Below are 24395 nucleotides of genomic sequence, written 5' to 3'. Positions count from 1 at the left end.
ACTTGTTTAAAAAATACTAACAAAATTTGCCCATAAATTAGGCGGTGATCATTTTTTAGGCAATGCGGTGTTTAGGAGAGTTTCAACAGCCATTGCACATCGTAAAAGCTTGTTTTCCTGAAATGGGGGAGCCATGATCATCAAGCCGACTGGAAAGCCTAATGCTGATCCGACCGGCTGGGTTGTTGCACATAGGCCCAGCAAATTCGCAAGTCTGGTCAAGCTTATCGACATTAATGCCATCTCAATATAATAGCTGGTATCTGTTTCCAACTTAGAAATCTCTGGCGGAATTTGTGGCTGTGTAGGTCCCACCACGAAATCATAATCTGATGTTTGCCTTAGGTACTCTTTACGCAGTTTTTGCAGGTGAAACTCAAGTTTTAAAGCATTTTGAGCTGTGAAGTTTTCGCCGTTCAGAAAACGTTTGCCAATGGCCGGGTTAATTCGGTCAGGATGTTCCCTGATCTTGTCTCCCCACAGGCATATCCTTCTAGCATCCCAGGATAACCGTGCTCGTTGCAGCATTCCAGAACATCGTGGAATGAAGGAACGGGACCCTCAATAATCTTTGCTCCATGCCGAGAAAGCTCATTTAGGGCAATGTCAGTTTGTGACTGAATGGCTGGGTTAACCAAATCCTCAAAAACAGTTGTTGCCCGTAAAATACGAAGCCCTTTTACACTTGCTCCCTTTAAGTCCGCCGCTTTTCTTCCGCTTAAGATGGCACATAGTTCATTGGCATCTGCGATGTCTCTGGTGAGTGGCCCCACAGTATCCTGACTGGGTGAAAGTGGAACCGAACCGTTGAGCGAGATCAGACCATGTGTAGTTTTAAGGCCGGTAAGGCCACACCAGGCGGCGGGAATGCGGACTGAACCGGCTGTGTCAGAGCCTATCGCGGCCGGCGCAAGCCCATGATAGACGGAGAGCGCCGCACCTGAAGATGAACCACCCGGAACTCGCTTTGTAGTCTGGTCGTGCGGGTTGGCTCCGGTACCGGTCCGGGGATTATTGCCAAGACCTGAAAAGGCCAGATCAGGCATGTTGGTTTTGCCAAGACAAACAAGGCCAGCAAGAGTAGCCCTTTTCAGGCAATCTGCGTCTTCTGATGGGATGCGTCCCTCGAGCAAACGGGTTCCTGCTTCTGTTCGGATACCTGCAGTGTCGAACAGATCTTTCCAGGATATAGGCACTCCATCCAGTAGGCTTCTTCGTTGACCCATTTTGGCCCTGTACGCTGCGGCCGTCGCTTCTTTCAGCGCTCGTTCCTCGGTCAGGCGAACATATATTTCATTGTCCGGGTCCAGTTGTTTGATCCGGTTTAGGAAATATTCAGTTAGGTCGACAGGGTTAATTTCCTGCTGTTCTATTTTTTGTCCCAGTTCAAGGGCTGTAAATTGGTGCCATTGTGTTGTCATTCTGTTAGGTTAGCCCCAAATAGAAAAGGCAGCAACATTCGAAAGCGTTGAATATGGCCAAATCAAAAGATGAAGCAAAGTTCACTACTGATATTCTGATTGTTGGTGGAGGATTGAATGGCTTGCCGCTTGCCATTGCATTGGCGGATGCGGGTCTTGATGTCACAGTGCTGGAGCGTGAAGCTCCAGAAACAGTTACGGCTGAAATTTTTGATGGTCGAGTGTCCGCAATCGCGCATGCCTCGCGCAATTTGTTAAAGACAATTGGTGTTTGGGAGCATGTTGCAGAAAAAGAACCGATGTTGGATATTCGGATTACCGATGGCCCTTCAAAGCTTTTTCTTCACTATGATCATCGTCAACTGGGTGACGAGCCATTTGGTCACATGGTTGAGAACCGGTTTTTGCGCATTGCGTTATTGAAAAGAGCCCAGGAACTTAAAAATCTGAAGATTTTGGCGCCGGCGACGTATGAGAGTATCGAGCGTAATCAAGCAGGAGTTCACGCCAAACTGGATGACGGGCGTGAGATAAGAGCCCGCCTCGTAGTAGCTGCGGACGGCAGGTTGTCACGCCTTAGAAAAGAAGCTGGCATCGGGACTGTTGGCTGGAGTTATGATCAGGCGGGTATAGTTTGCACTGTAAAACATGAATTACCCCATCAGGGTGTCGCGCAAGAGCGATTTTTAAAGCCCGGGCCGTTTGCCATTTTGCCAATGACCGACAACAGATCGTCATTGGTGTGGACAGAAAAAACAGACACTGCTGCACATATCATGAGGCTGGATGAGGCCGGTTTTCATGCCGCGATGTCAAAGCGGTTTGGGACTTATCTCGGTAAACTGAAAGTTGTGGGGCCGCGCTGGAGTTACCCACTGGCGTTGCATCAGGCAGATGAATATATTGCTGAGCGTTTGGCGTTAGTAGGGGATGCTGCTCACGGTATGCATCCAATAGCAGGCCAAGGTTTGAATCTGGGACTTCGGGATGTGGCTGCACTTGCAGAGGTAATTATTGATACAGCACGCTTGGGGCTGGATCCGGGAAGCAATAGTTCTCTTGAAAAATATCAGCAATGGCGGCGGTTTGACAGTATTGTTCTGCTGGCAATTACAGATGGATTAAATCGTTTATTCACCACAGACTTCGAGCCAGTTCGATTGGCGCGAGATCTTGGACTTGCAGCGGTAAACAAAATGCCGAGCGTTAAAGGGTTTTTTATGGAACATGCACGCGGAACGGTCGGTGAAATGCCGCGCTTACTGTCGGGTAAATCTTTATAATTCAGGGGTCGCGGCTTAAACCAGCTTGTTCAAGGTTATGTAGATAATTCTCCCACACGTCATCCATCGTCATTCCAAGATTGTAGAGAAAATTCCAGGAAAACAAACCTGTGTCGTGCAGGTCGTCGAATTGCAAGCGAACTGCATAGTTTCCGACCGGCTCCAGTGACATAATGCCTACATGACGCCGACCGGCGATGAGTTGCTTTTGGGATGCCCCATGACCCTGTACTTCTGCTGAGGGGCTTTCAACTCGAAGTAATTCAGCAGGAAATTCAAACTGTTGACCATCAGAAAAGGTGACCCGTAATTTTTTGTCAGTCTTTTTCAGGCGGACTTCGGTTGGTTGTGGGCGACCAGCTTTTTCATAAAAATCCATAGTTATTTAACCAGTCTTGGTTAGTCGTCCAATCGGCGCGCTTCATCAACGAGCATGATCGGAATACCGTTTCGAATAGGGAAGGCAAGATTGGCTTTTTTACTGATTAGTTCTCTATTTTCCCGGTCGTAGGTCAATGCTGTTTTTGTCAGTGGACAAACCAGTATTTCCAGCAGTTTTGGATCAATTACCGCTGTGTCCTGATCTGCTTTGTCTGAGGTGGAATTTTCTGTCATGTTGGTCACTCTTTTAAGGGGTTACTGAACAGTCCTGTTCACTCCACTTTGTTGCATCATCATATTCAGTAGATCGATCAGTAATCGAGCTCTAGCCGGCACATCTGTTGCTTCGAGCAAGGCCTGTTTTTCGGCGGGTGAAAACGGACAAATCATGGATAGCGAATTAATGAGATTATCATCTGCGAGATGATTAAGCGCTTCCCAATCGGCCTCTTCATTTTCAAACTCTAGAAAGTGTTTCAGGACATTTTGAAGTGCGTCTCGATCCACTTTTCCATTATCACACGGAGTTCGATCACTGTTGAAGGGATCATAACTTGCTTTAACCTGACGATACAGTGTCGTTCGATCGCTGATCTCTTCAACTACCGAAAAACGACAGATGCCTTCCACTGTAATTTGATAAATGCCACTAGGATGCTCGGAAAACTCGCAGATCTTTCCAGCGCACCCAATATCGTAAAGGGCAGGCTCATGAGCGGACGTGTCAGGGTTTCGAGGTTGAATTATGCCAATGACCCGGTGACTTTCCATTGCATCTCGGACAAGGTCCAGATAGCGGGGTTCAAATACATTCAGTGGGAGTTGCCCGGTCGTTAGAAGTAGGGCACCACTGAGTGGGAATATTGGCAAAATTGCCGGTAATTCCTCCAATCCAGATGTGGTGCCCTGATCACTCATGAGAATAACGCTGCTGAAAGTTGTCTGCGATAGGTTTTGGTGACGTCATGCATTGGCCCTAGCAGCTCAAACATCTTAAGTAGCTCCTGCCTTGCAGCGCCATCATTCCATTGGGCATCCATCTTGATCAGGCTGATTAATTCATCTCCGCCTTCACTATAACTACCGTTACTGATAAGCCCTTTTGCCAACTCAAACCGCAAATCCATATTTTCAGGGTCGGATGAAAGTTTTTCACGGAGCTCGCTAATCTCACTCTGATCTGTTGCATTCAGCGCAATTTCAAGCGCTACTTCACTAGTGGAAACAACAGGTGATTGCTTTTCTTCTTCTGAAAATGTTTCAAGCAATGACTGGGCAGCCTCAACCTCTCCCAGTTTTATATACACTCGCGCCAGATAAGCTTTTGCTTCCACGTGATCGGGATCCGCTTCCAGAACTTGCACAAAGGCAGCAAGGGCAACTTCTGTGTTGTTTTCTTCAAGGGCCTGAATACCTGTCTGAAGGGCTTCCTCTAATGGCGAGGCACCAATCTCTCCACCCAGATTTTTCTCAATAAACTCTTTTACCTGGCTTTCAGGTAAGGCGCCCATGAAGCCATCCACAGGCTGCCCATTCTTAAAGGCGAACACGGCTGGAATGCTTTGAACACGCAAAGCCTGAGCAATTTGGGGGTTTTGATCAATATCTATTTTAACAAGCGACACAGCGCCCCCGGCACTATTGACGACTTTTTCAATTACCGGCCCTAGCTGCTTGCATGGGCCACACCAAGGAGCCCATAAATCGACCAGCACAAGTCGTTCCTGACTTTCCTGTACTACGTCAGTTGTAAAAGTTTCGGTAGTACCGTCTTTTACCCAGTTGCCCGTGGTTTCTGGCATGCTGTTCGTTTGAATATCCATTAATCCGTTTTCAGTTCTGTTGACAATTTAGATTTCATTGCGTTCGTCAGTAACAGTTTTCGCTTCATTTGTTAACTGCATAGCTCAATTGTCACTTAAAACTCGACCACTGTCATTTGGTGTCCTGTATTTTTAATGAACAATTTCAAGTCATCCATAGAGATTTGCGTAGTTTGTGTATTTATCAAGGGGTGGAAGTTTAAAAAATCTTCTTTCATCATTGCCGCATCCAGTAGGACACTTACCCTGCAATCGACATCGTTGATCAAGGAAAAGGGTGTGACAGAGCCAGGCGTGACCCCTAAGACCTCTTGCAGCAGCTCTGCTTTTCCAAAGCTGAGGTTTTTTGCCCCAATTTTTTTTCGCAGCTCTTTGAGGTCCACCTTTGTATCTTCCAGACAGACAAGCAGATAGAGTTCATCCTTTTTGTCTTTTAAAAAAAGATTCTTACTATGACCACCTTCCAGTGTTCGGGAGACAGTTTGGGCTTCCTCTACTGTAAAAACTGCTTGGTGGTGGTGCGTTTTATATGTGATTCCGAGTTGATCAAGCCGCCTAAATAGATCTTCCGGGGTTGCTGTCATTTAAATACCTCTCATTTTTGTGGTAATTTTTGATCATCTAGACGCTGAATTGCAAGGATTTGAAGGCGCTACAAAATAAAATTGCATTTTGTGAAAAACGGGCTTGCAATCAGTTTCAAGATAGCTATTATCCCGCCTCGCAACGACGTTGCACGCCGAGCGGGCGTAGCTCAGGGGTAGAGCATAACCTTGCCAAGGTTAGGGTCGTGAGTTCGAATCTCATCGCCCGCTCCAAATTTTCTCACGAAAATAAGTTTGGTTGTCTTGTGGTCATATTGGGCCACGATAGGCATTTTTGTTACCATTTCCCATAAAATATTTTTTTTAAAGCCTTCTCATCCGAGCACGAGAGTGAATTCGCTCTGCATTATCGACTTTTTATTTAGGAATTATAGATGATTCATTGTTAGTGTCCCGATGGGAGCTAGAAAGGATGGATCATGAGTAACGAGATAAATACTTCAGAAGTTCCTTTGCAGCGGGAAAGCTTTTTACTTGATTTACTGAGAGAACTAACCGGAACGCTGGAAAATGTGGTCGGTATCGACGAGGCGGAGGGCTATGTCAGTCTGGTTGGTCAGAAAATCGGTTCGCAAATTGATCAAAGTTACAAGAACGCTATCAATGTCACTAATCTGTCCCGAAAACAGGTGAGTGAAGTGCTGGTCGATCTAAAGCGGCGTATCAATGGCGATTTTTATATCGTCGAAGAAACAGATGATTATATCATTCTTGGAAACCGGGCATGCCCTTTTGGTGATAGAGTGAAAGACCGTCCATCGCTTTGTATGATGACTTCAAATGTTTTTGGGTATATTGCATCTGAAAATATGAAGTATGCAAAAGTACAGTTGCGAGAGACCATTGCGTCTGGGGATGCTGAGTGCAGGGTTGTGGTGTATTTCAAACCAAACGAAGAAGAAGGTCGTGAATATTATAAGCGATCACAATGATCTGTCCTACCGGCTTAAGGATGCGTTCGAATTAATCACGTATTCGGAGAAAACTCCTGCCATACTGTCATCAATTCAGGGTCAAATTTTGTCAGTTAATCCGGCTGCACGAAAAATAGGTCTGAAAGCGGGTGATATTTTTGCGGACATACTCGTAGACGCTGAAGCGCTTGAGTTTTTGGAATTATGTGCTGGCAGTCGGGGAAGTTTATTTTCTCGGCAAGAGCTGATTTTACCAGGCGGAGAACGCAAGCAATACCGTTTCGAAGGTGCATCACTGGTGCAGGATAGCGAACATGCACTCATTGTGCGTTTATGTGATATAGAAAAAAGCAATTCTGGTTTTTCTCGACTGAACTTTAATAACCGGATCTCACACGAACGAGCTCTTTCAGAATTGCGCTTGCAAACGGTCATTGATGCGGCGCTGGATATCATCATTTTAACCGACAGATCCGGGCGGATTGTTTTGGCCAATAAGGCCATTCAACGATTAACAGGCTATTCACCTGGCGAGGTTATCGGAGCAGGTCTGGAGCTTTTGATGCCAGGAATTTATGAGTGTGAGGCCGACGAAGGTGAACAGATTAAAGAGCAAAGAACACTTGCCAGTTATATCGGATCAAATCCCAGTTATATCGGATCAAATCGGGAGACCTTCGCCAAGCGCAAAGACGAAAGTTTGTTTCCTGTGAAACTCTCTTTCGGAGAATCTCTGATGGGCAGCGATCTATACTATACAGGTATCATACATGATCTAAGTGGATACAAGGAGATTGAGCAGAAACTCCAGCAGTCTCAGAAAATGGAAGCTTTGGGAAAACTCTCCGGCGGGGTTGCCCATGACTTTAACAACTTACTGGCGGTCGTAATTGGCAGGTTGGAATTTGCAAGTGATTTTAGCGAAAAAGAGGAAGTACAGCAGCATTTGAACATAGCGCTGAAGGCAGCTGAAAAGGGTGCTGCGTTAATAGATCAGTTGCTGTCTTTCAGTCGCCAAAAGCACCTGAATAATGAAACACTTAATCTGTCAAACGTGGTTAGTGAAGCGGTTGAAATGCTAAGCAGGGTTCTGGGTGAGCATATCCAGATAAAGACAGATATAAAATCGAACAATATCATGGCAATTGCTGATGCAGTGCAATTGAACAATGCGCTCATAAACATTGCAACCAATTCTCGTGATGCATTGGGGGCAGGCGGTGTCATTAAAATAACAGTAGATCCTGCCAAAAATTATGAAGGCCGTGATGGCGAATTCGTCAAGATCACTGTTTCCGACACCGGTACCGGCATGTCACAAGACGTTCTTGATCAAGCAATCGAACCGTTTTTCACAACCAAAGACGTGGGGATGGGTACGGGCCTTGGGCTATCAATGGTTCATGGATACGTGAAACAGTCGGGTGGATTTATGACAATCAACAGTTCACCCGACGAGGGAACCGTTGTTAGCCTGTTTTTTAAGTCCGCGTCTTGATAGCGAAAGTGTATACTCATTTACTTTCAAGCACCGCGGCGTCCATATCGTCGCTGTAGTAATTTTTGGTTGCACAATTTTCAGTAAATTCTGACCGCATTTCTTCATAGCGCGTAGTGTTATCCCGATACCCTTGTGTTTCTTTTTCGTAAGCTGCTGTCTTCGTATTGTATAAATCTACAAGCTCGTTGTGAGCGCGAACGCGCGCATTCCGTTGAGCCATCGCAGCGTCGTCATTTACTTCTTTTGTCGGATTTTGATCCAGATAGGCTTGGGATTCATCTATATTGTTTGATAGCTCGTTAAGCTCAGCGAGCTTTGAAGCAAACCCTTCACTCTGGCTATTGAGAATATTACTCAATAGGTCAAGTTTACGCGACATTTGCAGGCAATTTTTCAGCTGTGCTGGGGAAAGGGTGTTTTCGTCATAGGTTTTGCCAAGACTAAGGTCTTTTGGAAAACCTCTTAAACTGTGCTCTTTCAACTCGGCGGCATAGGAGTTGGAAAAAGATGCAGTTATCAGACCCAATAATATACTAAATCCCAGATGTTTTTTCATGGTTGCACCCCATATTGCGACAATGATTAATCCTGCCTAAACATAAAGGGTCAAATTATGGCAGATTCAAGGGTTACTGCTCACCAAGCTAATGAAAAGTAGATGAGACGGATTTAAATTAGCCAAATTATAATTAACTCAACTTATGTTTGCGCCACCCTATGAACCCCAAAATTGCCACTCCAATTGCATACATCGGAAGGGCCGCTGGCAATGGTACGGCAGAGACAATTACATCGATTGAGCTACCAGCCAGTAGTCCGCCTGCATCGTCAAAAATGTCCAGCTCTATTGTGTACGTACCTGTATTATTAGGATCGAAGCCGAGGACAAACCAATGCATTGTCCATGAATTTTGTGCCACGTTATATTGAGTTAATGCATTCGAATATTGTGTGTCTCTATCCGCTGCATTCCTGTCAATTACAGTGCCGCCTCCGTTTCCTGTCCCATTATTACCGAGTGCATGATCAGAATAGGTGTTCAAGATAGGGTCGAATGTTACAAATGAAGTATTTGCGGTTGGATCGGAGTCCAGACGAAGGGCATATGTGTAGTCGGATAAATTACCACCCGATCCGTTTACATTTGTGTTGACTGACCATTCAAAATTCCAAAGGGCTCTGCTTGGATTTCCTGGTGCTGGGCCTGCGATGAAGTTGTATGTATCGACACCGTCATAGTTAAAAATATTTGCTGCTGGATACCGTTGTTTTGCTCTTAATCCTACCTCAAGAGCTCCATCCGTACTGGTACCCACAGTAAAACTACCATTTGCATTGCCTGAACCAAAAATAACATCCGGGGTAACGTTTGCGGCAGTAGCATTGTGTGTAACTGTAAAACAAGAGAGAACAACTAAAACTATGGGTATTATTGATTGTTGCAGCTTAAAAAGCATGACCCCCTCCAACATATATTTATTATTAGATTAATAGAATATTATTTTTAGATAAAACCAATAATTGCGTAATTTCAAGTTTTATTAGTCGTTCAACTAAACGGAATTTAGTTTGTTCAATTTTTCAACGCCTTACTGTTTTGCGACTTTTGCTGGTTTGGTTTGTGGGTAAAGCAATTACTCACTGACATCGAATCAATTGACATGCTTTTACCGGGTGACATTGATTGCAGGCTGGTTTAGTACTTGCGGCAATTTCTGAGCGGAGGATTGAGGATGAGTGATAAAATCTGGACAGTGTATTTGTCAGGTGAAATTCATACAGACTGGCGAGAGCGGATCAAGGCGGGTGTTGAAGCTGCAAATTTGCCTGTAATTTTGACGGGCCCAAATACGGTTCACGAAGACAGTGATGATTGCGGAGTTGCAATTTTCGGATCAGAGGAAAATAAGTACTGGCACGATCGCAAGGGCGCCTTGCTCAATAGTATTAGAACTGAAACACTGCTCAAAGAGGCCGATCTGGTAGTCGTTCGCTTTGGAGAGAAATATAAACAGTGGAACGCCGCTTTTGATGCTGGGCAAGCCGCAGCACTTGGTATTCCTTATTTAACCCTTCACCCAGCGGAACATGATCACGCATTGAAAGAAGTCGATGCTGGCGCAAAAGGCATGGCACGTGAACCAGAACAGATTGTGCAGGCCATTGCCTATATCATCGCGGGCAGTATGCCCAAGTAAATTGGTCCCTCCTTATCCAACAGACTTGTCATTTATTGGCAAGTCTAGCGGATCAGGTCAAAGTCATGGCTTGCAACTTCTGCACCGTTTACAAGAATGGTTATTGAATGTTGCCCTGAATAATGTCGGCGTGTGGTGTAGTCGACAAATTTGTGGGATTTTCTGATCTGAATTTGTGGATCTGCCGGCTTTTTTTCACTGATCATGAAGATTTTTCGGGATGTAAGACCGTTTGCTTTTCTGAAGTCCATTGCATATTCAAGGCGTAAAGTTGACGGTAGCGGAGCGTCAATATGTGCAGAAAAATCAAAGGTCTGTGACTGGCCTAGATGAATGCTGGGCAGTTCAAGAGTAAGCTTTGGATTGCGAAGTTTAACAGGCATAGCCCCAAACAAGGCAAGTGCTTTTGGGTTTCCCGACTTTAATAGACCTCTGAGACCGTGTTTTAATATCCAATCAGTTTGCGGGCTTTTTCCAAGTCTATTCTCTGCAAATTGAAGTGCAATTTCAGGGTTATCTTTTGAAATGTCGTTGAGATTGTTTGCCACGCTTTTTTGTACAAACTTGCTGGTATCCTCAACTAAGGCGTCCAGGATTTGTAAAATTGGTTTTGGATCAATTTTAAACTGAGGCAAAGCAGGTGCCCAAGGAAGTCGGGGACGGCATCCTTCAGATATCCATCTGCGAACATGTGGGTGCTCATGTGCGAGCCAATTTCTTTGGATGCTTAGCACTTCGCTTGGATGTTCCAGTAGAAAAGGACGAACTGCCAATTCGGAAGTCGTACCATTGGATGTAAAATAACAAAGAGCGTCAAGGGCGTCCTCAAGAGGGAGGGTGTTTTTGTAATGGCTGACGTAATCGGGGATAAAAATACACAGCATATCTGCATATTTTTGGGCGTCGCCGCTAATTTTGGGGAGGAGCGATTTTAGTATCGCAATTCCTTCGTGAGGATCATCCGGAAGAAAATTGACAAGACACTGTGTAAGCCGGGCTGAGCGTTCTTTGAGACTTAATTCAACCCAGTTGCCTCCAAGAACTTCCGCCTTAAACAGATTTGAATTGATGTCCGCTGTTTTGGATAGTTCATCAGCAATCAACTGAATATACGCATCAGAGTAATAACTTCTTAGCTCAGTTGCCAATTTGAGTCTCCGTCTATCAAGTGCGAGGTAATTCCTGCTCAACAAGTTTGACCCAAAGGCTGGCGCCTAAACCCAGAATATCGTCATTAAAGTCATACTCGGGATGGTGAACTGCAAATTTATGGGTGTCATCTGCTGCGCCCAGAAATATATAGGCGCCTGGGCATGCATTCAGCATGAATGAGAAATCTTCACTGCCCATTCTCACAGGGGCGTTTGTATTTACAGCATCCTCACCTGCAACGGCCCTCGCAGCTCGAGCTAGTATTTCAGTTTCTTTCTCGTGATTGACCGTGCAAGGGTAATTGCGATGGTATTCGACATCAATTTTTACACCAAAACTGTCGGCGTGGCCTTTGCAAATTTCTTTAAATCGTCGCTCCACCATATCCCGCATTTCTTCGCTGGTCGTACGAATGGATGCTGTCAATTTTGCGTCATGAGCAATTACATTTTGAGCAGTCCCTGCGTGAAACTCAGTGATAGAAACGACAACATTGTCGATAGGGCTGACATTTCGCGATACAATTGTCTGCAATGCAGTGTGAAGTTGGACACCAACCATTAGTGGATCTATGGATCGCTGTGGATGCGCGGCATGGCCACCTTTCCCGTGGATGGTAATGGTTGCTATGTCTGCTGATGCCATTAATGTTCCAGATTTGATATGAAACGTTCCCTTGGGCTGGTCAGGCATATTGTGAAGGCCGTAGACTCCATCGCATGGAAAGCGGTCAAACAGCCCGTCCTTGACCATGGCATCGCCGCCTCCGCCCCCCTCTTCGGCAGGTTGAAAGATGAAATGGACAGTGCCATCAAAATTACGGGTTTCAGATAAATATTTCGCCGCACCCAACAGGATCGCTGTATGTCCGTCATGTCCACAAGCGTGCATTTTTCCTTCATGTACGGATTGGTAGGGAAGGTTTGTCAATTCCTGCATGGGAAGAGCATCCATATCCGCACGGATTCCGATTGTCCGTTTGCTATCACCCTGACCCTTTAAAGTACCAACAAGACCGGTAACTCCAATGCCTTCGGTAACCTCAATTCCCCAACTGCGAAGTTTTTCAGCAACAATTTGCGCAGTTCGTACTTCTTCAAAACAAAGCTCAGGATGTTGATGGATGTCCCGTCTCCAGGTTTGCATGTCTTCATGTAGTTCGGCGATCCTGTTGTAGATGGGCATTTGCTTTCCTTCTTGATTCATGGAGGGGATGCAGCGCTGATGATGAAAAATTGTAGTCAAAGTTCAGGTGGGGACTCAAGTGAATTATTCGATGAAACTGATGAGCAAATTATTGTGGAGTACCATGTAAAAGCGCTTGAATGGAATTGTTTGCCGTTCCTGTCTGCGCAGAAGTTGACCCGGTTAGCAAAACATGGTTAATCTAATATAAAAGTAGCCTAACGTTTGTTCGGTAACTATTTGATTTTTAGCGTATTTTTTGGTTGAAGCTGGCTGCATAACCACATAAACAAGTCGATGGTTAACGTTCTATAGTGATAATTATCGCCGTATTTTCTAAGTTTGTAAGTCTTGTTTGTTGGTTCAAATATTAAACAGATTTGAAGGTTTCAGCATGAGTATTTTACCTGATTTAACACGGCTTAAGTTGTTGATTGAAATTGATTAGAAATGAAAAGAATACGTTAACACTCATCTTGCATAATATTTTAGTAAAATACTTCCGATACTTGAGACACTGAGGGAATGGGATAGCAGTCATGGCAGCAAGTGCACAAGAATTGAAGGCGGAAAGAATAGGCGAAGTTCTGGCGATGATCGACAATCGCCTTGAAAAAAAGCAAGCTGAGGATGTTAGATATTTTGTGCAAAAGCTATATGAACGGCTTGCACCTGATGATGTGCTTGGTATTCAGCTCGAAAATTTATACGGATCGGCTCTCTCCCTTTACAAATTTGCTGCAAACAGAACACCCGGTAGTGCAAAGATAAGAGCGTTCAGCCCCACTTTAGAAGAGCATGGCTGGCGGACTTCTCATACAGTCATTGAAATTGTGAATGATGATATGCCGTTTCTTGTCGACAGTGTCACTGCTGCGCTAAATCAGCGAGGCGTCAATGTACATCTGGTTATTCATCCGATCTTTTTTGTTGAGCGAGATAAAGATGGTCAGCATCTAAAATTCCATCCCGCGGGCGAAAATGGCAAACAGAAAGGTGCGGCTGAATCTTTTATGCATCTTGAAGTGGACGAATTGAGTGACACTGATGTCCTAGAGGAAATTGAAGCTGAGCTGACTTCAGTTCTGGAGGATGTAAGAATTGCCGTTGCGGACTGGAAGCCGATTGTTGAACAAGCAAAATCCATTGTTAAGATTTTAAAGTCAGATCCACCACCAGTAGAGCAGGAGGAAATTGATGAAGGTCGTGCGCTGCTGGAATGGATGGTTGATGATCATTTCACCTTTTTGGGTTTCCGTGAATATGCCTTTACCGATACAGGAAAAAGCAAGGTTGAAAACTGGGAACCTGTAGAGGGATCAGGGCTCGGGATTTTAAGAAGCCCCAAGCGGAGAATAATGACCGGCAAGGCTGAAATGTCGCCTGAAGTTCGGGAGTTTCTCCATCGGCCTGAGCTGATTATTGTGACGAAAGCCAATGCACGCTCAACTGTACATCGGGCTGTTCATCTTGATTATGTAGGGGTCAAGAAGTTCAACTCAAAAGGTGAGGTCACCGGCGAATATAGATTTACAGGCTTATTCACTTCCGCAGCTTACAACAGAATTCCTCGTGACATTCCGTACTTGCGCCGCAAAGTTCAGAAAACGCTGGAGATGTCTGGCCTGACGAAAAGTAGTCATGACCAGAAAGCGCTGGCTCACATACTTGAAACATATCCGCGAGATGAATTGTTTCAAATCACTGTTGATGAATTACATGAAATTTCAACGCGTATCCTTGCACTTCAAGAAAGGCCACGTATCAATGTTTTTCTGAGGCGCGACCGTTTTCAGCGTTTTGTATCCGCGCTCGTCTATGTACCAAGGGAAAAATTCAATACCGATCTACGCCGAAAGTTTGGCAGCATTTTAGAAGAGATGCATGCCGGTAAAATATCTGCGCATTATTCACAGGTAGGTGATGATGCGCTGGCGCGTATTCATTTTATCATTTCTTTGAACAGTGAAAGCGTAGCGGATGTTGACGAAGCTGTTTTGGAGAAACGGCTTGTTTCAGCCGCACGAGAATGGGTTGATGATCTGAACGACGCTCTACTCGAGCGGTGGGGTGAAGAAAAGTCCCTGAAACTCTTCGCAAAATATGGCGAGGCTTTCCCTGTCGGGTATAGAGCTAGATTTAATGCCAACCTTGCACTGCGGGATATCGCCAAGCTCGAAGAAATTGAGCGCGACGGTAGTGTTGGATTAAACCTGTATCGATGGGTCGAAGATCCTGACAGCAAAGTCCGCTTCAAGATCTACAGTCCTGGCGAACCGCTTCCTCTTTCTGACTGTTTGCCAATGATCGAGAATATGGGCTTGAAGGTTCTTTCCGAAAATCCCTATCTGGTTCAGGCCACCAATCAGTCGCGTGAAGTTTGGATACATGATTTTGAGCTGATTGAGCCAAGTGGCGTTGAGCTGGACCTGCACCAGTTAAAAGAAAAATTTGAAGAAACTTTTGAGCGGGTGTGGCACGGGACGACTGAAAGTGACGGTTTTAACCGTCTGGTCATGCTTGCAGGTCTGAGTTGGAAAAGTGTGGCAGTTTTGCGGGCACTGGCAAAGTATCTCCGTCAAACGGGAATTACTTTTTCGCAAACCTATATGGCGAATACACTTTCAGAAAACCCGCAAATTAGCCGATTGCTGGTACAACTATTTGAAATTCGGTTTGATCCAGCATTTAGCGAAGATCGCGACAAGTCATTTAAAGCTGTGCGGGGTGAAATTATTGATGAATTGGATCACGTTGCCAGCCTTGATGATGACAGAATCCTAAGAAGATTTCTGAACTTGATAGAAAATACTCTGCGCACCAATTATTTCCAGGAAGGTGTGGGAGAGGCCAGCAAGCCGTATTTTTCATTTAAGCTTAACAGTGCAAAAATTGACGATTTGCCGCTTCCGCGCCCATATGTGGAGATTTTTGTTTATAGCCCGCGTGTTGAAGGTGTACATCTGCGCGGTGGCAGCGTTGCCAGAGGCGGATTGCGCTGGTCAGACCGGCGGGAAGATTTCAGAACAGAAGTGCTGGGGCTTATGAAAGCCCAGATGGTTAAAAATACAGTAATTGTGCCTGTGGGATCCAAAGGAGGGTTCTATCCAAAACGATTGCCAGCCGGTGGAAGCCGTGAAGAGATACAGGCAGAAGGTATTGCCTGTTACAAAATTTTTATTTCGGGTTTGCTGGATGTTACAGACAATCTTGTGGGCGGTGATGTTGTTCCGCCTAACGATGTTGTCCGTCATGATGGGGACGACCCTTATTTGGTCGTTGCGGCTGATAAAGGAACGGCTACATTCTCTGATATCGCCAATGAAGTCGCAATCAGCTACGGTTTTTGGCTGGGGGATGCGTTCGCTTCGGGTGGTGCAGCCGGTTACGATCATAAAAAGATGGCTATCACGGCTCGTGGTGCCTGGGAATCTGTTAAACGTCACTTTAGGGAAATCGGTAAAAATATTCAGGAAGAAGAGTTTACAGTTGCCGGTGTGGGTGACATGTCTGGTGACGTGTTCGGCAATGGAATGCTTCTTTCTAAAAAAACTCGGCTTGTCGCCGCATTTGATCACCGAAATATCTTTATCGACCCGGATCCAGATGTGGCTAAATCCTATAAAGAGCGTGAGCGTCTGTTTAAGTTACCGCGCTCCTCGTGGGAGGATTACAATCCCAAACTGATTTCAAAAGGGGGCGGGGTGTTTGATCGCAGCGCCAAGTCCATTACACTGACTACTGAAATCAGGAAGTTGCTGGGTATCAAAGACTCCAAGCTAACGCCAAATGAATTGCTGACTGCGATATTAAAAGCAGATGTTGATTTATTATGGTTTGGCGGAATTGGAACCTATGTGAAGGCCAGCGGTGAAAGCCATAGTTCGGTGGGTGATCGTGCTAATGACGCCATTCGGATTGATGGCAAGGATGTCAGGGCCAAAGTAATAGGTGAGGGGGGGAACCTCGGTGCCACTCAGTTGGGACGTATAGAATATTCTTAAAGGGGGGCGCCTGAACACGGATGCCATTGATAACTCTGCGGGCGTGGATTGTTCCGACCACGAAGTTAACATCAAAATTCTCCTTCGTGCAGTTTTGGATGACGGGGAGATGACTGACAAGCAAAGAGATCGCTTGCTTGCTGATATGACGGATGACGTGGCTGAACATGTATTGCAGGACAATTATCTGCAAACTCAGGCATTAACGACAGCAAAACGTCAAAGTATTGCCAATTTTAATGAGCAGGCGCGTTTCATGCGCGAACTGGAAAAACAGGGTCGTCTCAATCGCGCGGTTGAATATCTTCCAGATGAAGAAGAGCTTGAAGACAGAGTGTCTAAAGGCCTTGGGCTTTCGCGCCCAGAAATGTGTGTATTGCTCGCCTATGCCAAAATGACGCTTTATGAGGATATTCTCAAAACTGATTTGCCAGATGATCCATTTTTCGAAGCTTGGCTACGTGACTATTTTCCACCGCAACTTAGGAAAAAGTACGCTTCATACATATCGAGTCACCGTCTGCGCCGAGAGATCATTACCACTGTTGTCGTGAATTCTCTGGTCAATAGGGCTGGTATTACTTTTGTTATGCAAATGGTTGAGGAGCTGGGTGTTAGTCCAGACGATGTGGCAAGAGCCTACGCATTAGTCGTTGAAGTTTTTGATTTACAGTCCTTATGGGCGGAAATTGAAGCATTGGACAATAAGGTAGATACCGAAATTCAAGGTCAGATGATCGATGCGACGCAAATGTTGATGAGGCGCGCCACTCTGTGGTGTTTGAGGCACCTGCCTGCTTCTTATGAAATTGGTGGTCAAATTGATGAGTTGGCGCCCTCAATGCGTGAGCTTGAAGAACAACTCGAAAAACTGCTTAGTGAAATGGGTCGGAAATCCTTTCAGGATAAAGCTAGATATTTTACTGGCATGAATGTGCCTGAAAAACTGGCGAGGCGTGTTGCCAGCCTTGCACCGCTTCGCTCATCACTGGATGTTGTGCAGGTTGGTAAAATTTCGAACCGGCCGATTGGTGAGGTTGGTGGGGTGTATTACGCCGTTGGTGCAAATCTTTATCTGGATTGGCTGCGGTTTGCAGCAGAGGGAATCGAGCCCGAAAATCATTGGGAACGGTTAGCTGTCACGGCGATTATCGATGATCTGTATGGTCAACAGCGTGCATTAACAAACTCGGTATTTTCTCTGGCAGGAAAACACAAGGGTTTAAAGGCGCTGGAACATTGGCAGGAACAAAATGAAAGTCCAGTACGGCGGTCTCAACACCTGATTGAAGAGTTTAAAGCGAGTGGAACAGTTGATATCGCGAAGCTTGCTTTTGCCAATCGTCAATTCAGATCCATGATCAGTTAGATTTTACTTCTTCTTCCTTTGTTTTGGTCTAAACTGACCGAAACAGAGGGGGAAGTACGCATGTCGCAGATCCGTGAAGCTTCAAGGCTTGGCAAATTTTCTTGGGCATTATTTGACTGGGCAAACCAGCCTTATTTCACGGTAGTTACGACATTTATTTTTGCTCCTTATTTTACGTCGATTGTAGTTGGGGATCCAGCCCAGGGACAGGCATATTGGGGTTACACTCAAGCAGCTGCGGGTATTCTCATTGCATTATTAAGCCCGGTTTTTGGCTCCATTGCGGATGCTGGTGGGCCCAGAAAGCCGTGGATCGCTGCTTTTGTCGTGTTGTGTTCGATTGGCAGTTTTTGCCTTTGGTGGGCCGTTCCCGAACAGAGCACGGGGCTCTATTGGATTTTGTTTGCGATAATTGTGGGCACAGTTGGCATTGAATTTTCACTCGTATTTAACAATGCGATGCTTCCTACAATTACAGGTCCGGAGAATATGGGTCGATTATCCGGCTTTGGCTGGGGGCTTGGTTATATGGGGGGCTTGACTGTATTGTTTATAGTTCTGCTGGCATTTTCACTTCCGGAAAACCCTCTTTTCGGGCTGGATAAAGTTACCCATGAACATGATCGGATTACTGGCCCGCTGTCCGGTATCTGGTTCCTGATCTTTATTTTACCGATGATGTTCTTTACGCCAGATGCGCATTCAACCGGGATCAGTAAAAAAGAAGCCGTTCGAATTGGTCTCTCTTCACTTATGGGGACACTTCGTTCGTTAAAAGATTATCGCAATATAATGGCGTTCCTGATCGCGCGCATGTTTTACAACGATGGAATTCTGGCGCTGATCGGATTTTCCGGCATATATGCGGCGGGATTGTTTGGTTGGGATACAATGACCCTTGGGGTTTTTGGGATACTGATTAATGTTTTTGCCATTACGGGCTCATTTGCCGGAGGCGCTCTTGACGACAAGCTTGGCTCTAAACCAACCATTGTCATTTCAGTTCTTGGTCTGGCATTTGCATCGGTCGGAGTTCTTTCTATTGGTCACGGCGAAGTGCTTTTTGGTCTGCCAGCAGCAATGCCTTCTGAGACAAGTGGTTTTTTGTCCAGCCCTGCCGAATTGGTGTTTATCGCACTTGCTTTTGTGATGGGGTTTTTCCTTGGCCCCGCCCAAGCGGCCAGCAGGACCATGCTGGCGAGGTTGTCCCCTCCTGCAAAAACAGGAGAGTTTTTTGGATTATTCGCGTTTTCAGGCAAGGCGACAGCGTTTCTTGCCCCATTTCTGATAGGTGTTGTAACGGACGTGACAGGTCAGCAACGCCCGGCAATGATCGTGATCTTTGTGTTGTTGATTGTGGGCGCAGCCCTAATGAGTTTTGTGAAAGAGGAGCAGTCAGCAAGCTAGTGCACCTCTTTCATCAGATTATTCGACAGTAACCGCTGTACCTGTTGCGACCATCATGAGCATACTTTCGCCCATGACCTCAGTGTCCATGCTAATTCCAACAATTGCATTGGCACCCATGCCCTGTGCTTCTTCGATAATTTCTTCAAGCGCAAGCTCTCTGGCTTTTCTGAGTTCTTTCTGGTAGGCACCAGAGCGTCCGCCCAGCACGTCTGTCACGCGCGCAAAGAAATCCCGAATGAAATTGGCGCCCATGACGGCTTCACCGGCAACAACTCCGTGATACTGCGTAATTTTTTTACCTTCAATTGAACCTGTTGTGGTTACGATCATTCTGATACCCCTTGAAATCGTTTGGTTGACGTAAAATTAATGGCGGAAATGACGCATACCGGTGAATACCATCGCAAGCCCTGCCTCATCCGCGGCTTTAATCACTTCATCATCTCGCATAGAACCACCTGGTTGAATTACTGCAGTGGCGCCGGCCTCGGCCGCTGCAAGCAAACCATCAGCAAATGGGAAGAATGCATCTGATGCAACAACAGATCCTTTTGCCCATGCCTCGTTTTCACCGGCATTTTGAGCCGCTTCCAGTGATTTGGATGCAGCGATTTTTGAGCTGTCTACCCGGCTCATTTGTCCTGCACCAATTCCAACAGTTGCGCCATTTCTGGCATAAATTATTGCGTTGGATTTTACATGCTTGCCAACTGTAAAGGCAAATAACAGGTCAGCCATCTCCTGATCGGTTGGTTTGCGTTTTGTAACCACTTGTAATTCAGGGTTGGCGGTCAGTGAATTGTCACGTCCCTGAAGGAGGTAGCCGCCAGCAAGTGATTTTACAAGGCGTCCTGAAGCAGCAGGGTCTGGTAGTCCTCCGGTTAGAAGCAATCGAAGGTTCTTCTTGGAGGCGATAATGTTTCTAGCCTCATCAGTGGCGTCCGGTGCGATAATTACTTCGGTAAATATCTTGACAATTTCTTCTGCTGTTTCTGCATCCAGCGTCTGATTTGCTGCAATTATCCCACCAAACGCTGATGTGGTATCGCAGGCAAATGCAGCCTTGTAGGCTTCTGCCAGTGTCTCTCCTTTTGCGACACCGCAAGGATTGGCATGTTTAATGATGGCACAAGTGGGTCCAGCAGTATTGGGATTGAATTCAGCTACAAGTTCGAATGCTGCATCTGTGTCATTGTAATTGTTGTAGGAAAGCTCTTTGCCTTGAAGTTGTTGGGCTGTGGCGATGCCAATCCGTTTTTCGGAGTTTCTATAAAATGCAGCAGATTGATGAGGGTTTTCCCCATAGCGAAGAGTTTGCTGACGGGTGCCGGCCAGTACAATGCGATCGGGAAACTCCTCGCCGATCTGATCGGCGTACCAGTTTGAAATTGCTGCGTCATAGGCGCCAGTTCTAGCATATGCTTTTGCTGCGAGTTTTTTTCGAGTTTGCAGCGTTGTCTGAGCGTTATTCTCATCCAGCTCCCTAATGATGAGTTCATAGTCCGCAGGATCTGTGACCACATTCACGAACCCATAATTTTTAGCAGCTGAGCGGATCATGGCGGGACCACCAATGTCGATATTCTCAATGCAGGTATGAAAGTCAGCACCTTTGGCAACGGTTTCTTCGAAAGGGTAAAGATTCACAACGACCAGATCAATCGGTGCGATATTGTGTGCTTCCATCGCTTCATTGTGGTCTGAGTTATCTCGTAGCGCCAGAATACCACCGTGAATAATTGGGTGAAGTGTTTTGACGCGCCCATCCATCATTTCAGGGAATTTGGTGTGATCCGCGACTTCGGTGACCGGAACACCAGCTTCGTCAAGCATTTTTGCACTTCCGCCTGTTGAAAGTATCTCAATGCCATGTTTTGCGAGCGCCTGACCCAGTTCAACAAGTCCGGTTTTGTCAGATACTGAAATGAGAGCACGTGTTACTGGTTGTAAATCGGAAGATGGCATTGACGTCATGTCCTGTGAGCAAAAATTAAGTGAGCAGATGCGCGCCCTATAGCATGATCAGTAATTTTTCGGAACCGTATTTGCGGGAAGTTTTTAAAGAAAGCCGGTTTGTTTGAGCAACTTTTTAAGAATTTACGATTTTTGACTGAGTATGATTGGACGGCTTCAATTGACAATAGGGACAAGATGGGGTCTACGTATCCTGTTTCAGATATTAGCGATACCTTTAGTCCGGATAGGCATTAAATGATGAAAGTTTCCAGCAAATCAGTAATTTCAGTTGTTGGTCTTGGATACGTGGGGCTGCCATTGGCTGTTGCACTGGCGCGACATTTTAGCGTGATCGGTTTCGATATCAGTGATAGTCGCGTTAAGGAATTGCAAAACGGGTATGATCGAACTTTTGAGATCGATACACCTGTCCTGCGGGCAAGCAGTATGCGTTATACACAAAATATAGCCGACACAGCTGATGCAGATATTCACATTATCACCGTGCCAACTCCAGTTGATGAAGGGGACAAGCCGGACCTTGAACCCTTAAAGTCAGCCTGTCGTACTATTGGTCCGATCCTTAAAAAGGGGTCGATAGTTGTGGTGGAAAGCACCGTCTATCCTGGCGTTACCGAAGATATTTGTGGCCCGCTCTTAGAGGAAGTATCAGGTATGAAGTCAGGATCGGATTTCTACCTTGGTTATTCTCCCGAAAGAATTAATCCAGGTGATAAAGTTCATACAGTTGACAAAATTATTAAGGTGGTTGCTGGTCAAACGGATGAGGTCGCTGAAATTCTGGAACAGGTTTATGGGGCTGCAACAACTGGGGGAACATTCCGGGCTCGAAACATAAAAACTGCAGAGGCCGCCAAGGTTATTGAAAACGCCCAACGTGATATCAATATCGCCTTTGTGAATGAGGCGACGATGATTTTTCAAAAGCTTGGAATTTCAGCATATGACGTGCTCGAAACGGCGGGTACGAAATGGAATTTCTTGAATTTTACACCAGGCCTCGTTGGTGGACATTGTATTGGTATTGACCCATTCTATCTTGCTCACCGCGCGAATGAAGTAGGTCATGTTCCTGACCTTATTCTGACCGGTCGGCGTATCAATGAAAGCATGGGTCAGTTTATTGCTGATACGGTTAATAATTTGCTGGATGGTCAATGTCGGGTTCTCGTACTTGGGCTAACGTTTAAGGAAAATGTTCCGGATCTGCGAAATACAAAGGTTCGTGAAATCATTTCAGGTCTTGAGAGCCATGGGCATAAGGTTGATGTCCACGATCCAATGGCGGACCCAGAAGAAGCCAGACAGTTTTTTGACATAGAATTGAAAGAAAATCTGAATTCACTTGAAGGGTATGACGCCATCGTAGGGGCCGTTGCGCACTCGGTTTACCGGGACCTTTCGCCTGTTGCGATTGAAGCCATGATGAGCGAAGGGGGCTTGCTGGCGGACGTTAAAGGTATTTGGCGGGATACTGAGTTTTCTTCAAAAACTCGACGGTGGCAACTCTAGGTGTCGGACGTTTCGACATCCCCTTTTTGTTGAAGAGCCCATTTTATACTCAGCTCTTCCTGCCCATGGACGCGCCCTTTCAAGACAATTTGTCTGTTGTTTCGCACGATACCTGGAGCGGGACAGTAGACGCTGTCCTCAAGTTCAGCTTCTGACAGGCTGGTAAGAAATTGCCAGCCAACCCCTTGCTTTGTGAGCATTAAAAAACTGCGCCCACCCATACTTTTTGAAACGGTGACGTCAGGGTGAATGTGAAAACGTATCACGAACTCAGTCAGTTCTGTGTCTTGCTCAAAGCTCTGTACTGTGTCCTCGCCTCGTAAATTTTTACCATCTGCAGCCAAATAAAGCCGTCTTGTATGCCGGATTTTTTCGGAGTTTTCGTATCCGCTGTTTTCAAATTCAAGCCACAGATTACCACCATCTTCAAGTACAGATACCGGACTATTGTCTTCATTCATAGAACCGGTTTTAGGGAAATCCGAATTTGTGTCCGCTACAGACAAGGTTGAATGCGCAGCGGTTGCCGCCAATGCATTATACCATGGGGATTGCGGGTCCGGATGAGCGCCACAATTCACGATTAGTCGTTCTCGACCATAGCTTAGTTCAAAACTTCCTAAACCTTTATAGTGTTGGAGTTTTTCAGACCTGCCAGATTGACCGGATTCGAAAAGAACGAGTGCCCTTCCAGCTTTTAACCGTTCAAACCCACCTTGCTTGAGATGGTGGGGGGCACGTCCAAGAACTTCACTCATGGCCAGCAGTTGATCACAACGCCCTTCACCCACTGTGAAGCCACCGTTAAAGAGTGCAAGGTCACCATCTCCATGCTGGAAAAACCGAGTTGCGGTTGTCAGCCTGTCTATGGCGGATACCAGCTGATCAGGAATTCCCTTGTCCATATTTCGCAGCGTTTCACGAAGTGAGATAACATCGGCTAGCAGGTGAAGTTGTTTACTTGGGCTTCGCGTCACGTGAGGCCCGTCTTGGAGAATTTCTTTATCCAGCTCGTCGAGCATGCGTTTTTTTAACCTAGGGGCTTGATCCTGCGTGTCTGAAAAGCACGCTGCTCCAAGATATAGGCTAAGATAATAGTTAAACTGAAAGGGTTCCCTCGCGAAATATCGACAATAGCGTTGCAGATGTTGCAACTGTATTCTGAGAGATTTCAAGAATTTGTAATTGAAATCCCCGTCATTACTGGTGAGCAGAAATTGCGATTGCATCATCCAGTTCTTGACCCTTTGAGAAAGTATTTCAGGATCCCAAATAATTGATTGATACTCACCGAATTCCACAATCCAGTCGGCTATCAAAGGTCTAATGTGCCGCTTTGCAGAGTCTGAGCCGTTTGCTGTAAAATCTCTTAACCAATTAAACCTGTGTAATTCCTGATGCCAATAAAGTGGCATTTCTTCACAATCCCAAGGCTTTCGACCTGTGATTTCATTGGTGATGCCCTGTAAGCAATAGCTGCCCTTGAACAGCTTATCCGCGGCGGTGGGATCGCCAGAAATAATATCGACGGGAATATGAGCTAGGCGTTTAGGCGTGCGGTTTTGCAGGCTGCTTGTATAAAGCGCACTTGAAAAAACATAATCTTTGAGTGAGCGTTTTTCGGACGTTGACAATCTATCCTTTGAGCGCCCTTTCATCT

At 45.8% G+C, this 24395-nt stretch carries 21 protein-coding genes, 1 tRNA gene and 1 pseudogene; 9 read left to right on the top strand and 14 right to left on the bottom strand.

The window, feature by feature from the left end; genetic code table 11:
* Window positions 1–48: 48 nt before the first annotated feature.
* Both JCM23214_RS25780 and JCM23214_RS18660 read right to left on the bottom strand, forming a co-directional pair.
* A complete protein-coding gene (locus JCM23214_RS25780) occupies window positions 49–528 on the bottom strand; it encodes an amidase family protein (RefSeq protein WP_084264644.1) in 480 nt (159 codons plus the stop codon).
* Entirely contained in the window at window positions 417–1421 is a 1005-nt protein-coding gene (locus JCM23214_RS18660) for an amidase (RefSeq protein ID WP_051547983.1), read from the bottom strand. The genes JCM23214_RS25780 and JCM23214_RS18660 overlap by 112 nt, the downstream gene beginning before the upstream one ends.
* Before the next feature lie 53 nt (window positions 1422–1474).
* Here JCM23214_RS18660 and JCM23214_RS02005 point away from each other — a divergent pair, with 53 nt between their 5' ends.
* Window positions 1475–2704 carry a UbiH/UbiF/VisC/COQ6 family ubiquinone biosynthesis hydroxylase gene (locus JCM23214_RS02005; protein WP_025897261.1) on the top strand — a complete coding sequence of 410 codons (1230 nt, stop codon included), beginning with the start codon at window positions 1475–1477 and terminating at the stop codon, window positions 2702–2704.
* Between the two features lies 1 nt (window position 2705).
* Here the strand turns inward: JCM23214_RS02005 and JCM23214_RS02000 are convergent, their stop codons facing one another.
* The 5 genes from JCM23214_RS02000 to JCM23214_RS01980 form a co-directional block, all read right to left on the bottom strand.
* Window positions 2706–3083, bottom strand: a complete 378-nt coding sequence (locus JCM23214_RS02000; protein WP_025897260.1) for a gamma-butyrobetaine hydroxylase family protein — start codon at window positions 3081–3083, stop codon at window positions 2706–2708.
* A gap of 20 nt (window positions 3084–3103) precedes the next feature.
* Window positions 3104–3319, bottom strand: a complete 216-nt coding sequence (locus tag JCM23214_RS01995; RefSeq protein ID WP_025897259.1) for a Trm112 family protein — start codon at window positions 3317–3319, stop codon at window positions 3104–3106.
* A 21-nt stretch (window positions 3320–3340) separates the two neighbouring features.
* Window positions 3341–4003: an LON peptidase substrate-binding domain-containing protein gene (locus JCM23214_RS01990; protein WP_025897258.1), complete on the bottom strand. Its 663-nt coding sequence runs from the start codon at window positions 4001–4003 to the stop codon at window positions 3341–3343.
* Complete coding sequence (gene trxA / locus JCM23214_RS01985; protein ID WP_025897256.1) at window positions 4000–4908, bottom strand: thioredoxin; 909 nt, start codon at window positions 4906–4908, stop codon at window positions 4000–4002. Before trxA ends, JCM23214_RS01990 begins: the two co-directional genes overlap by 4 nt.
* A gap of 95 nt (window positions 4909–5003) precedes the next feature.
* Complete coding sequence (locus tag JCM23214_RS01980; RefSeq protein ID WP_025897255.1) at window positions 5004–5492, bottom strand: prolyl-tRNA synthetase associated domain-containing protein; 489 nt, start codon at window positions 5490–5492, stop codon at window positions 5004–5006.
* 159 nt (window positions 5493–5651) lie between these two features.
* On the opposite strand from JCM23214_RS01980, the gene JCM23214_RS01975 reads away from it, so the two are divergent.
* The 3 genes from JCM23214_RS01975 to JCM23214_RS18655 all read left to right on the top strand — a co-directional run bounded on the left by JCM23214_RS01975 (window position 5652) and on the right by JCM23214_RS18655 (window position 7925).
* Window positions 5652–5726 (top strand) — tRNA-Gly (locus JCM23214_RS01975).
* A 206-nt stretch (window positions 5727–5932) separates the two neighbouring features.
* Window positions 5933–6445, top strand: a complete 513-nt coding sequence (locus JCM23214_RS01970; RefSeq protein WP_025897254.1) for a methanogen output domain 1-containing protein — start codon at window positions 5933–5935, stop codon at window positions 6443–6445.
* Window positions 6420–7925 (top strand): two-component system sensor histidine kinase NtrB, encoded by a 1506-nt coding sequence (locus tag JCM23214_RS18655; RefSeq protein WP_025897253.1) that lies wholly within the window; start codon window positions 6420–6422, stop codon window positions 7923–7925. Before JCM23214_RS01970 ends, JCM23214_RS18655 begins: the two co-directional genes overlap by 26 nt.
* 16 nt (window positions 7926–7941) lie before the next feature.
* Here JCM23214_RS18655 and JCM23214_RS01960 read toward each other — a convergent pair whose 3' ends face one another.
* Both JCM23214_RS01960 and JCM23214_RS01955 read right to left on the bottom strand, forming a co-directional pair.
* Window positions 7942–8484, bottom strand: coding sequence for a hypothetical protein (locus JCM23214_RS01960; protein WP_025897252.1), 543 nt, complete (start codon window positions 8482–8484; stop codon window positions 7942–7944).
* Between the two features lie 133 nt (window positions 8485–8617).
* A complete protein-coding gene (locus tag JCM23214_RS01955; RefSeq protein ID WP_148301746.1) occupies window positions 8618–9244 on the bottom strand; it encodes a PEP-CTERM sorting domain-containing protein in 627 nt (208 codons plus the stop codon).
* Window positions 9245–9661: 417 nt separating this feature from the next.
* On the opposite strand from JCM23214_RS01955, the gene JCM23214_RS01950 reads away from it, so the two are divergent.
* A complete protein-coding gene (locus tag JCM23214_RS01950; RefSeq protein ID WP_025897250.1) occupies window positions 9662–10126 on the top strand; it encodes a YtoQ family protein in 465 nt (154 codons plus the stop codon).
* Between the two features lie 44 nt (window positions 10127–10170).
* On the opposite strand, the gene JCM23214_RS01945 is transcribed toward JCM23214_RS01950, so the two are convergent.
* Both JCM23214_RS01945 and JCM23214_RS01940 read right to left on the bottom strand, forming a co-directional pair.
* Window positions 10171–11274 (bottom strand): YhaZ family DNA alkylation repair protein, encoded by a 1104-nt coding sequence (locus JCM23214_RS01945; RefSeq protein ID WP_025897249.1) that lies wholly within the window; start codon window positions 11272–11274, stop codon window positions 10171–10173.
* 16 nt (window positions 11275–11290) lie between these two features.
* Window positions 11291–12463: a M20 aminoacylase family protein gene (locus JCM23214_RS01940; RefSeq protein WP_025897248.1), complete on the bottom strand. Its 1173-nt coding sequence runs from the start codon at window positions 12461–12463 to the stop codon at window positions 11291–11293.
* 539 nt (window positions 12464–13002) lie between these two features.
* Here JCM23214_RS01940 and JCM23214_RS18650 point away from each other — a divergent pair.
* The 3 genes and pseudogenes from JCM23214_RS18650 to JCM23214_RS01925 all read left to right on the top strand — a co-directional run.
* Window positions 13003–16618 (top strand): annotated as a pseudogene (locus tag JCM23214_RS18650) (NAD-glutamate dehydrogenase); the annotation flags it as partial.
* Window positions 16613–17836 carry a hypothetical protein gene (locus tag JCM23214_RS26420; protein WP_369405886.1) on the top strand — a complete coding sequence of 408 codons (1224 nt, stop codon included), beginning with the start codon at window positions 16613–16615 and terminating at the stop codon, window positions 17834–17836. The pseudogene JCM23214_RS18650 and the gene JCM23214_RS26420, both read left to right, overlap by 6 nt.
* A 60-nt stretch (window positions 17837–17896) precedes the next feature.
* Window positions 17897–19243 (top strand): MFS transporter, encoded by a 1347-nt coding sequence (locus tag JCM23214_RS01925; protein WP_025897246.1) that lies wholly within the window; start codon window positions 17897–17899, stop codon window positions 19241–19243.
* Between the two features lie 18 nt (window positions 19244–19261).
* On the opposite strand, the gene JCM23214_RS01920 is transcribed toward JCM23214_RS01925, so the two are convergent.
* Both JCM23214_RS01920 and purH read right to left on the bottom strand, forming a co-directional pair.
* Complete coding sequence (locus tag JCM23214_RS01920; protein ID WP_025897245.1) at window positions 19262–19576, bottom strand: heavy metal-binding domain-containing protein; 315 nt, start codon at window positions 19574–19576, stop codon at window positions 19262–19264.
* Window positions 19577–19612: 36 nt separating this feature from the next.
* Window positions 19613–21211, bottom strand: coding sequence for a bifunctional phosphoribosylaminoimidazolecarboxamide formyltransferase/IMP cyclohydrolase (gene purH / locus JCM23214_RS01915; RefSeq protein WP_025897244.1), 1599 nt, complete (start codon window positions 21209–21211; stop codon window positions 19613–19615).
* A gap of 246 nt (window positions 21212–21457) precedes the next feature.
* Between purH and JCM23214_RS01910 the strand changes: the two genes are divergently transcribed.
* Window positions 21458–22735 (top strand): nucleotide sugar dehydrogenase, encoded by a 1278-nt coding sequence (locus tag JCM23214_RS01910; RefSeq protein WP_199899218.1) that lies wholly within the window; start codon window positions 21458–21460, stop codon window positions 22733–22735.
* Here the strand turns inward: JCM23214_RS01910 and JCM23214_RS01905 are convergent.
* A complete protein-coding gene (locus JCM23214_RS01905; RefSeq protein WP_025897241.1) occupies window positions 22732–24393 on the bottom strand; it encodes a heparinase II/III family protein in 1662 nt (553 codons plus the stop codon). The genes JCM23214_RS01910 and JCM23214_RS01905 overlap by 4 nt on opposite strands.
* Window positions 24394–24395 lie beyond the last annotated feature (2 nt).

This window comes from Sneathiella glossodoripedis JCM 23214, from assembly GCF_000616095.1.
Lineage (GTDB): Bacteria > Pseudomonadota > Alphaproteobacteria > Sneathiellales > Sneathiellaceae > Sneathiella > Sneathiella glossodoripedis.
The sequence above is the reverse complement of the archived record's forward strand: the minus strand, read 5'-3'. Positions and strand labels throughout refer to the sequence as shown.

Excerpts from the sequence above, each read along its gene's own strand:
- JCM23214_RS01905 (WP_025897241.1), bottom strand. The coding sequence starts at position 24,393 with ATGAAAGGGCGCTCAAAGGATAGATTGTCAACGTCCGAAAAACGCTCA.
- JCM23214_RS18660 (WP_051547983.1), bottom strand. The coding sequence starts at position 1,421 with ATGACAACACAATGGCACCAATTTACAGCCCTTGAACTGGGACAAAAA.
- JCM23214_RS01925 (WP_025897246.1), top strand. The coding sequence starts at position 17,897 with ATGTCGCAGATCCGTGAAGCTTCAAGGCTTGGCAAATTTTCTTGGGCA.
- JCM23214_RS01950 (WP_025897250.1), top strand. The coding sequence starts at position 9,662 with ATGAGTGATAAAATCTGGACAGTGTATTTGTCAGGTGAAATTCATACA.
- JCM23214_RS01940 (WP_025897248.1), bottom strand. The coding sequence starts at position 12,463 with ATGCCCATCTACAACAGGATCGCCGAACTACATGAAGACATGCAAACC.
- JCM23214_RS01920 (WP_025897245.1), bottom strand. The coding sequence starts at position 19,576 with ATGATCGTAACCACAACAGGTTCAATTGAAGGTAAAAAAATTACGCAG.
- trxA (WP_025897256.1), bottom strand. The coding sequence starts at position 4,908 with ATGGATATTCAAACGAACAGCATGCCAGAAACCACGGGCAACTGGGTA.
- JCM23214_RS01990 (WP_025897258.1), bottom strand. The coding sequence starts at position 4,003 with ATGAGTGATCAGGGCACCACATCTGGATTGGAGGAATTACCGGCAATT.
- JCM23214_RS01910 (WP_199899218.1), top strand. The coding sequence starts at position 21,458 with ATGATGAAAGTTTCCAGCAAATCAGTAATTTCAGTTGTTGGTCTTGGA.
- JCM23214_RS01960 (WP_025897252.1), bottom strand. The coding sequence starts at position 8,484 with ATGAAAAAACATCTGGGATTTAGTATATTATTGGGTCTGATAACTGCA.
- JCM23214_RS01995 (WP_025897259.1), bottom strand. The coding sequence starts at position 3,319 with ATGACAGAAAATTCCACCTCAGACAAAGCAGATCAGGACACAGCGGTA.
- JCM23214_RS01980 (WP_025897255.1), bottom strand. The coding sequence starts at position 5,492 with ATGACAGCAACCCCGGAAGATCTATTTAGGCGGCTTGATCAACTCGGA.
- purH (WP_025897244.1), bottom strand. The coding sequence starts at position 21,211 with ATGCCATCTTCCGATTTACAACCAGTAACACGTGCTCTCATTTCAGTA.
- JCM23214_RS26420 (WP_369405886.1), top strand. The coding sequence starts at position 16,613 with ATGACGGATGACGTGGCTGAACATGTATTGCAGGACAATTATCTGCAA.
- JCM23214_RS02005 (WP_025897261.1), top strand. The coding sequence starts at position 1,475 with ATGGCCAAATCAAAAGATGAAGCAAAGTTCACTACTGATATTCTGATT.
- JCM23214_RS02000 (WP_025897260.1), bottom strand. The coding sequence starts at position 3,083 with ATGGATTTTTATGAAAAAGCTGGTCGCCCACAACCAACCGAAGTCCGC.
- JCM23214_RS25780 (WP_084264644.1), bottom strand. The coding sequence starts at position 528 with ATGCTGCAACGAGCACGGTTATCCTGGGATGCTAGAAGGATATGCCTG.
- JCM23214_RS01970 (WP_025897254.1), top strand. The coding sequence starts at position 5,933 with ATGAGTAACGAGATAAATACTTCAGAAGTTCCTTTGCAGCGGGAAAGC.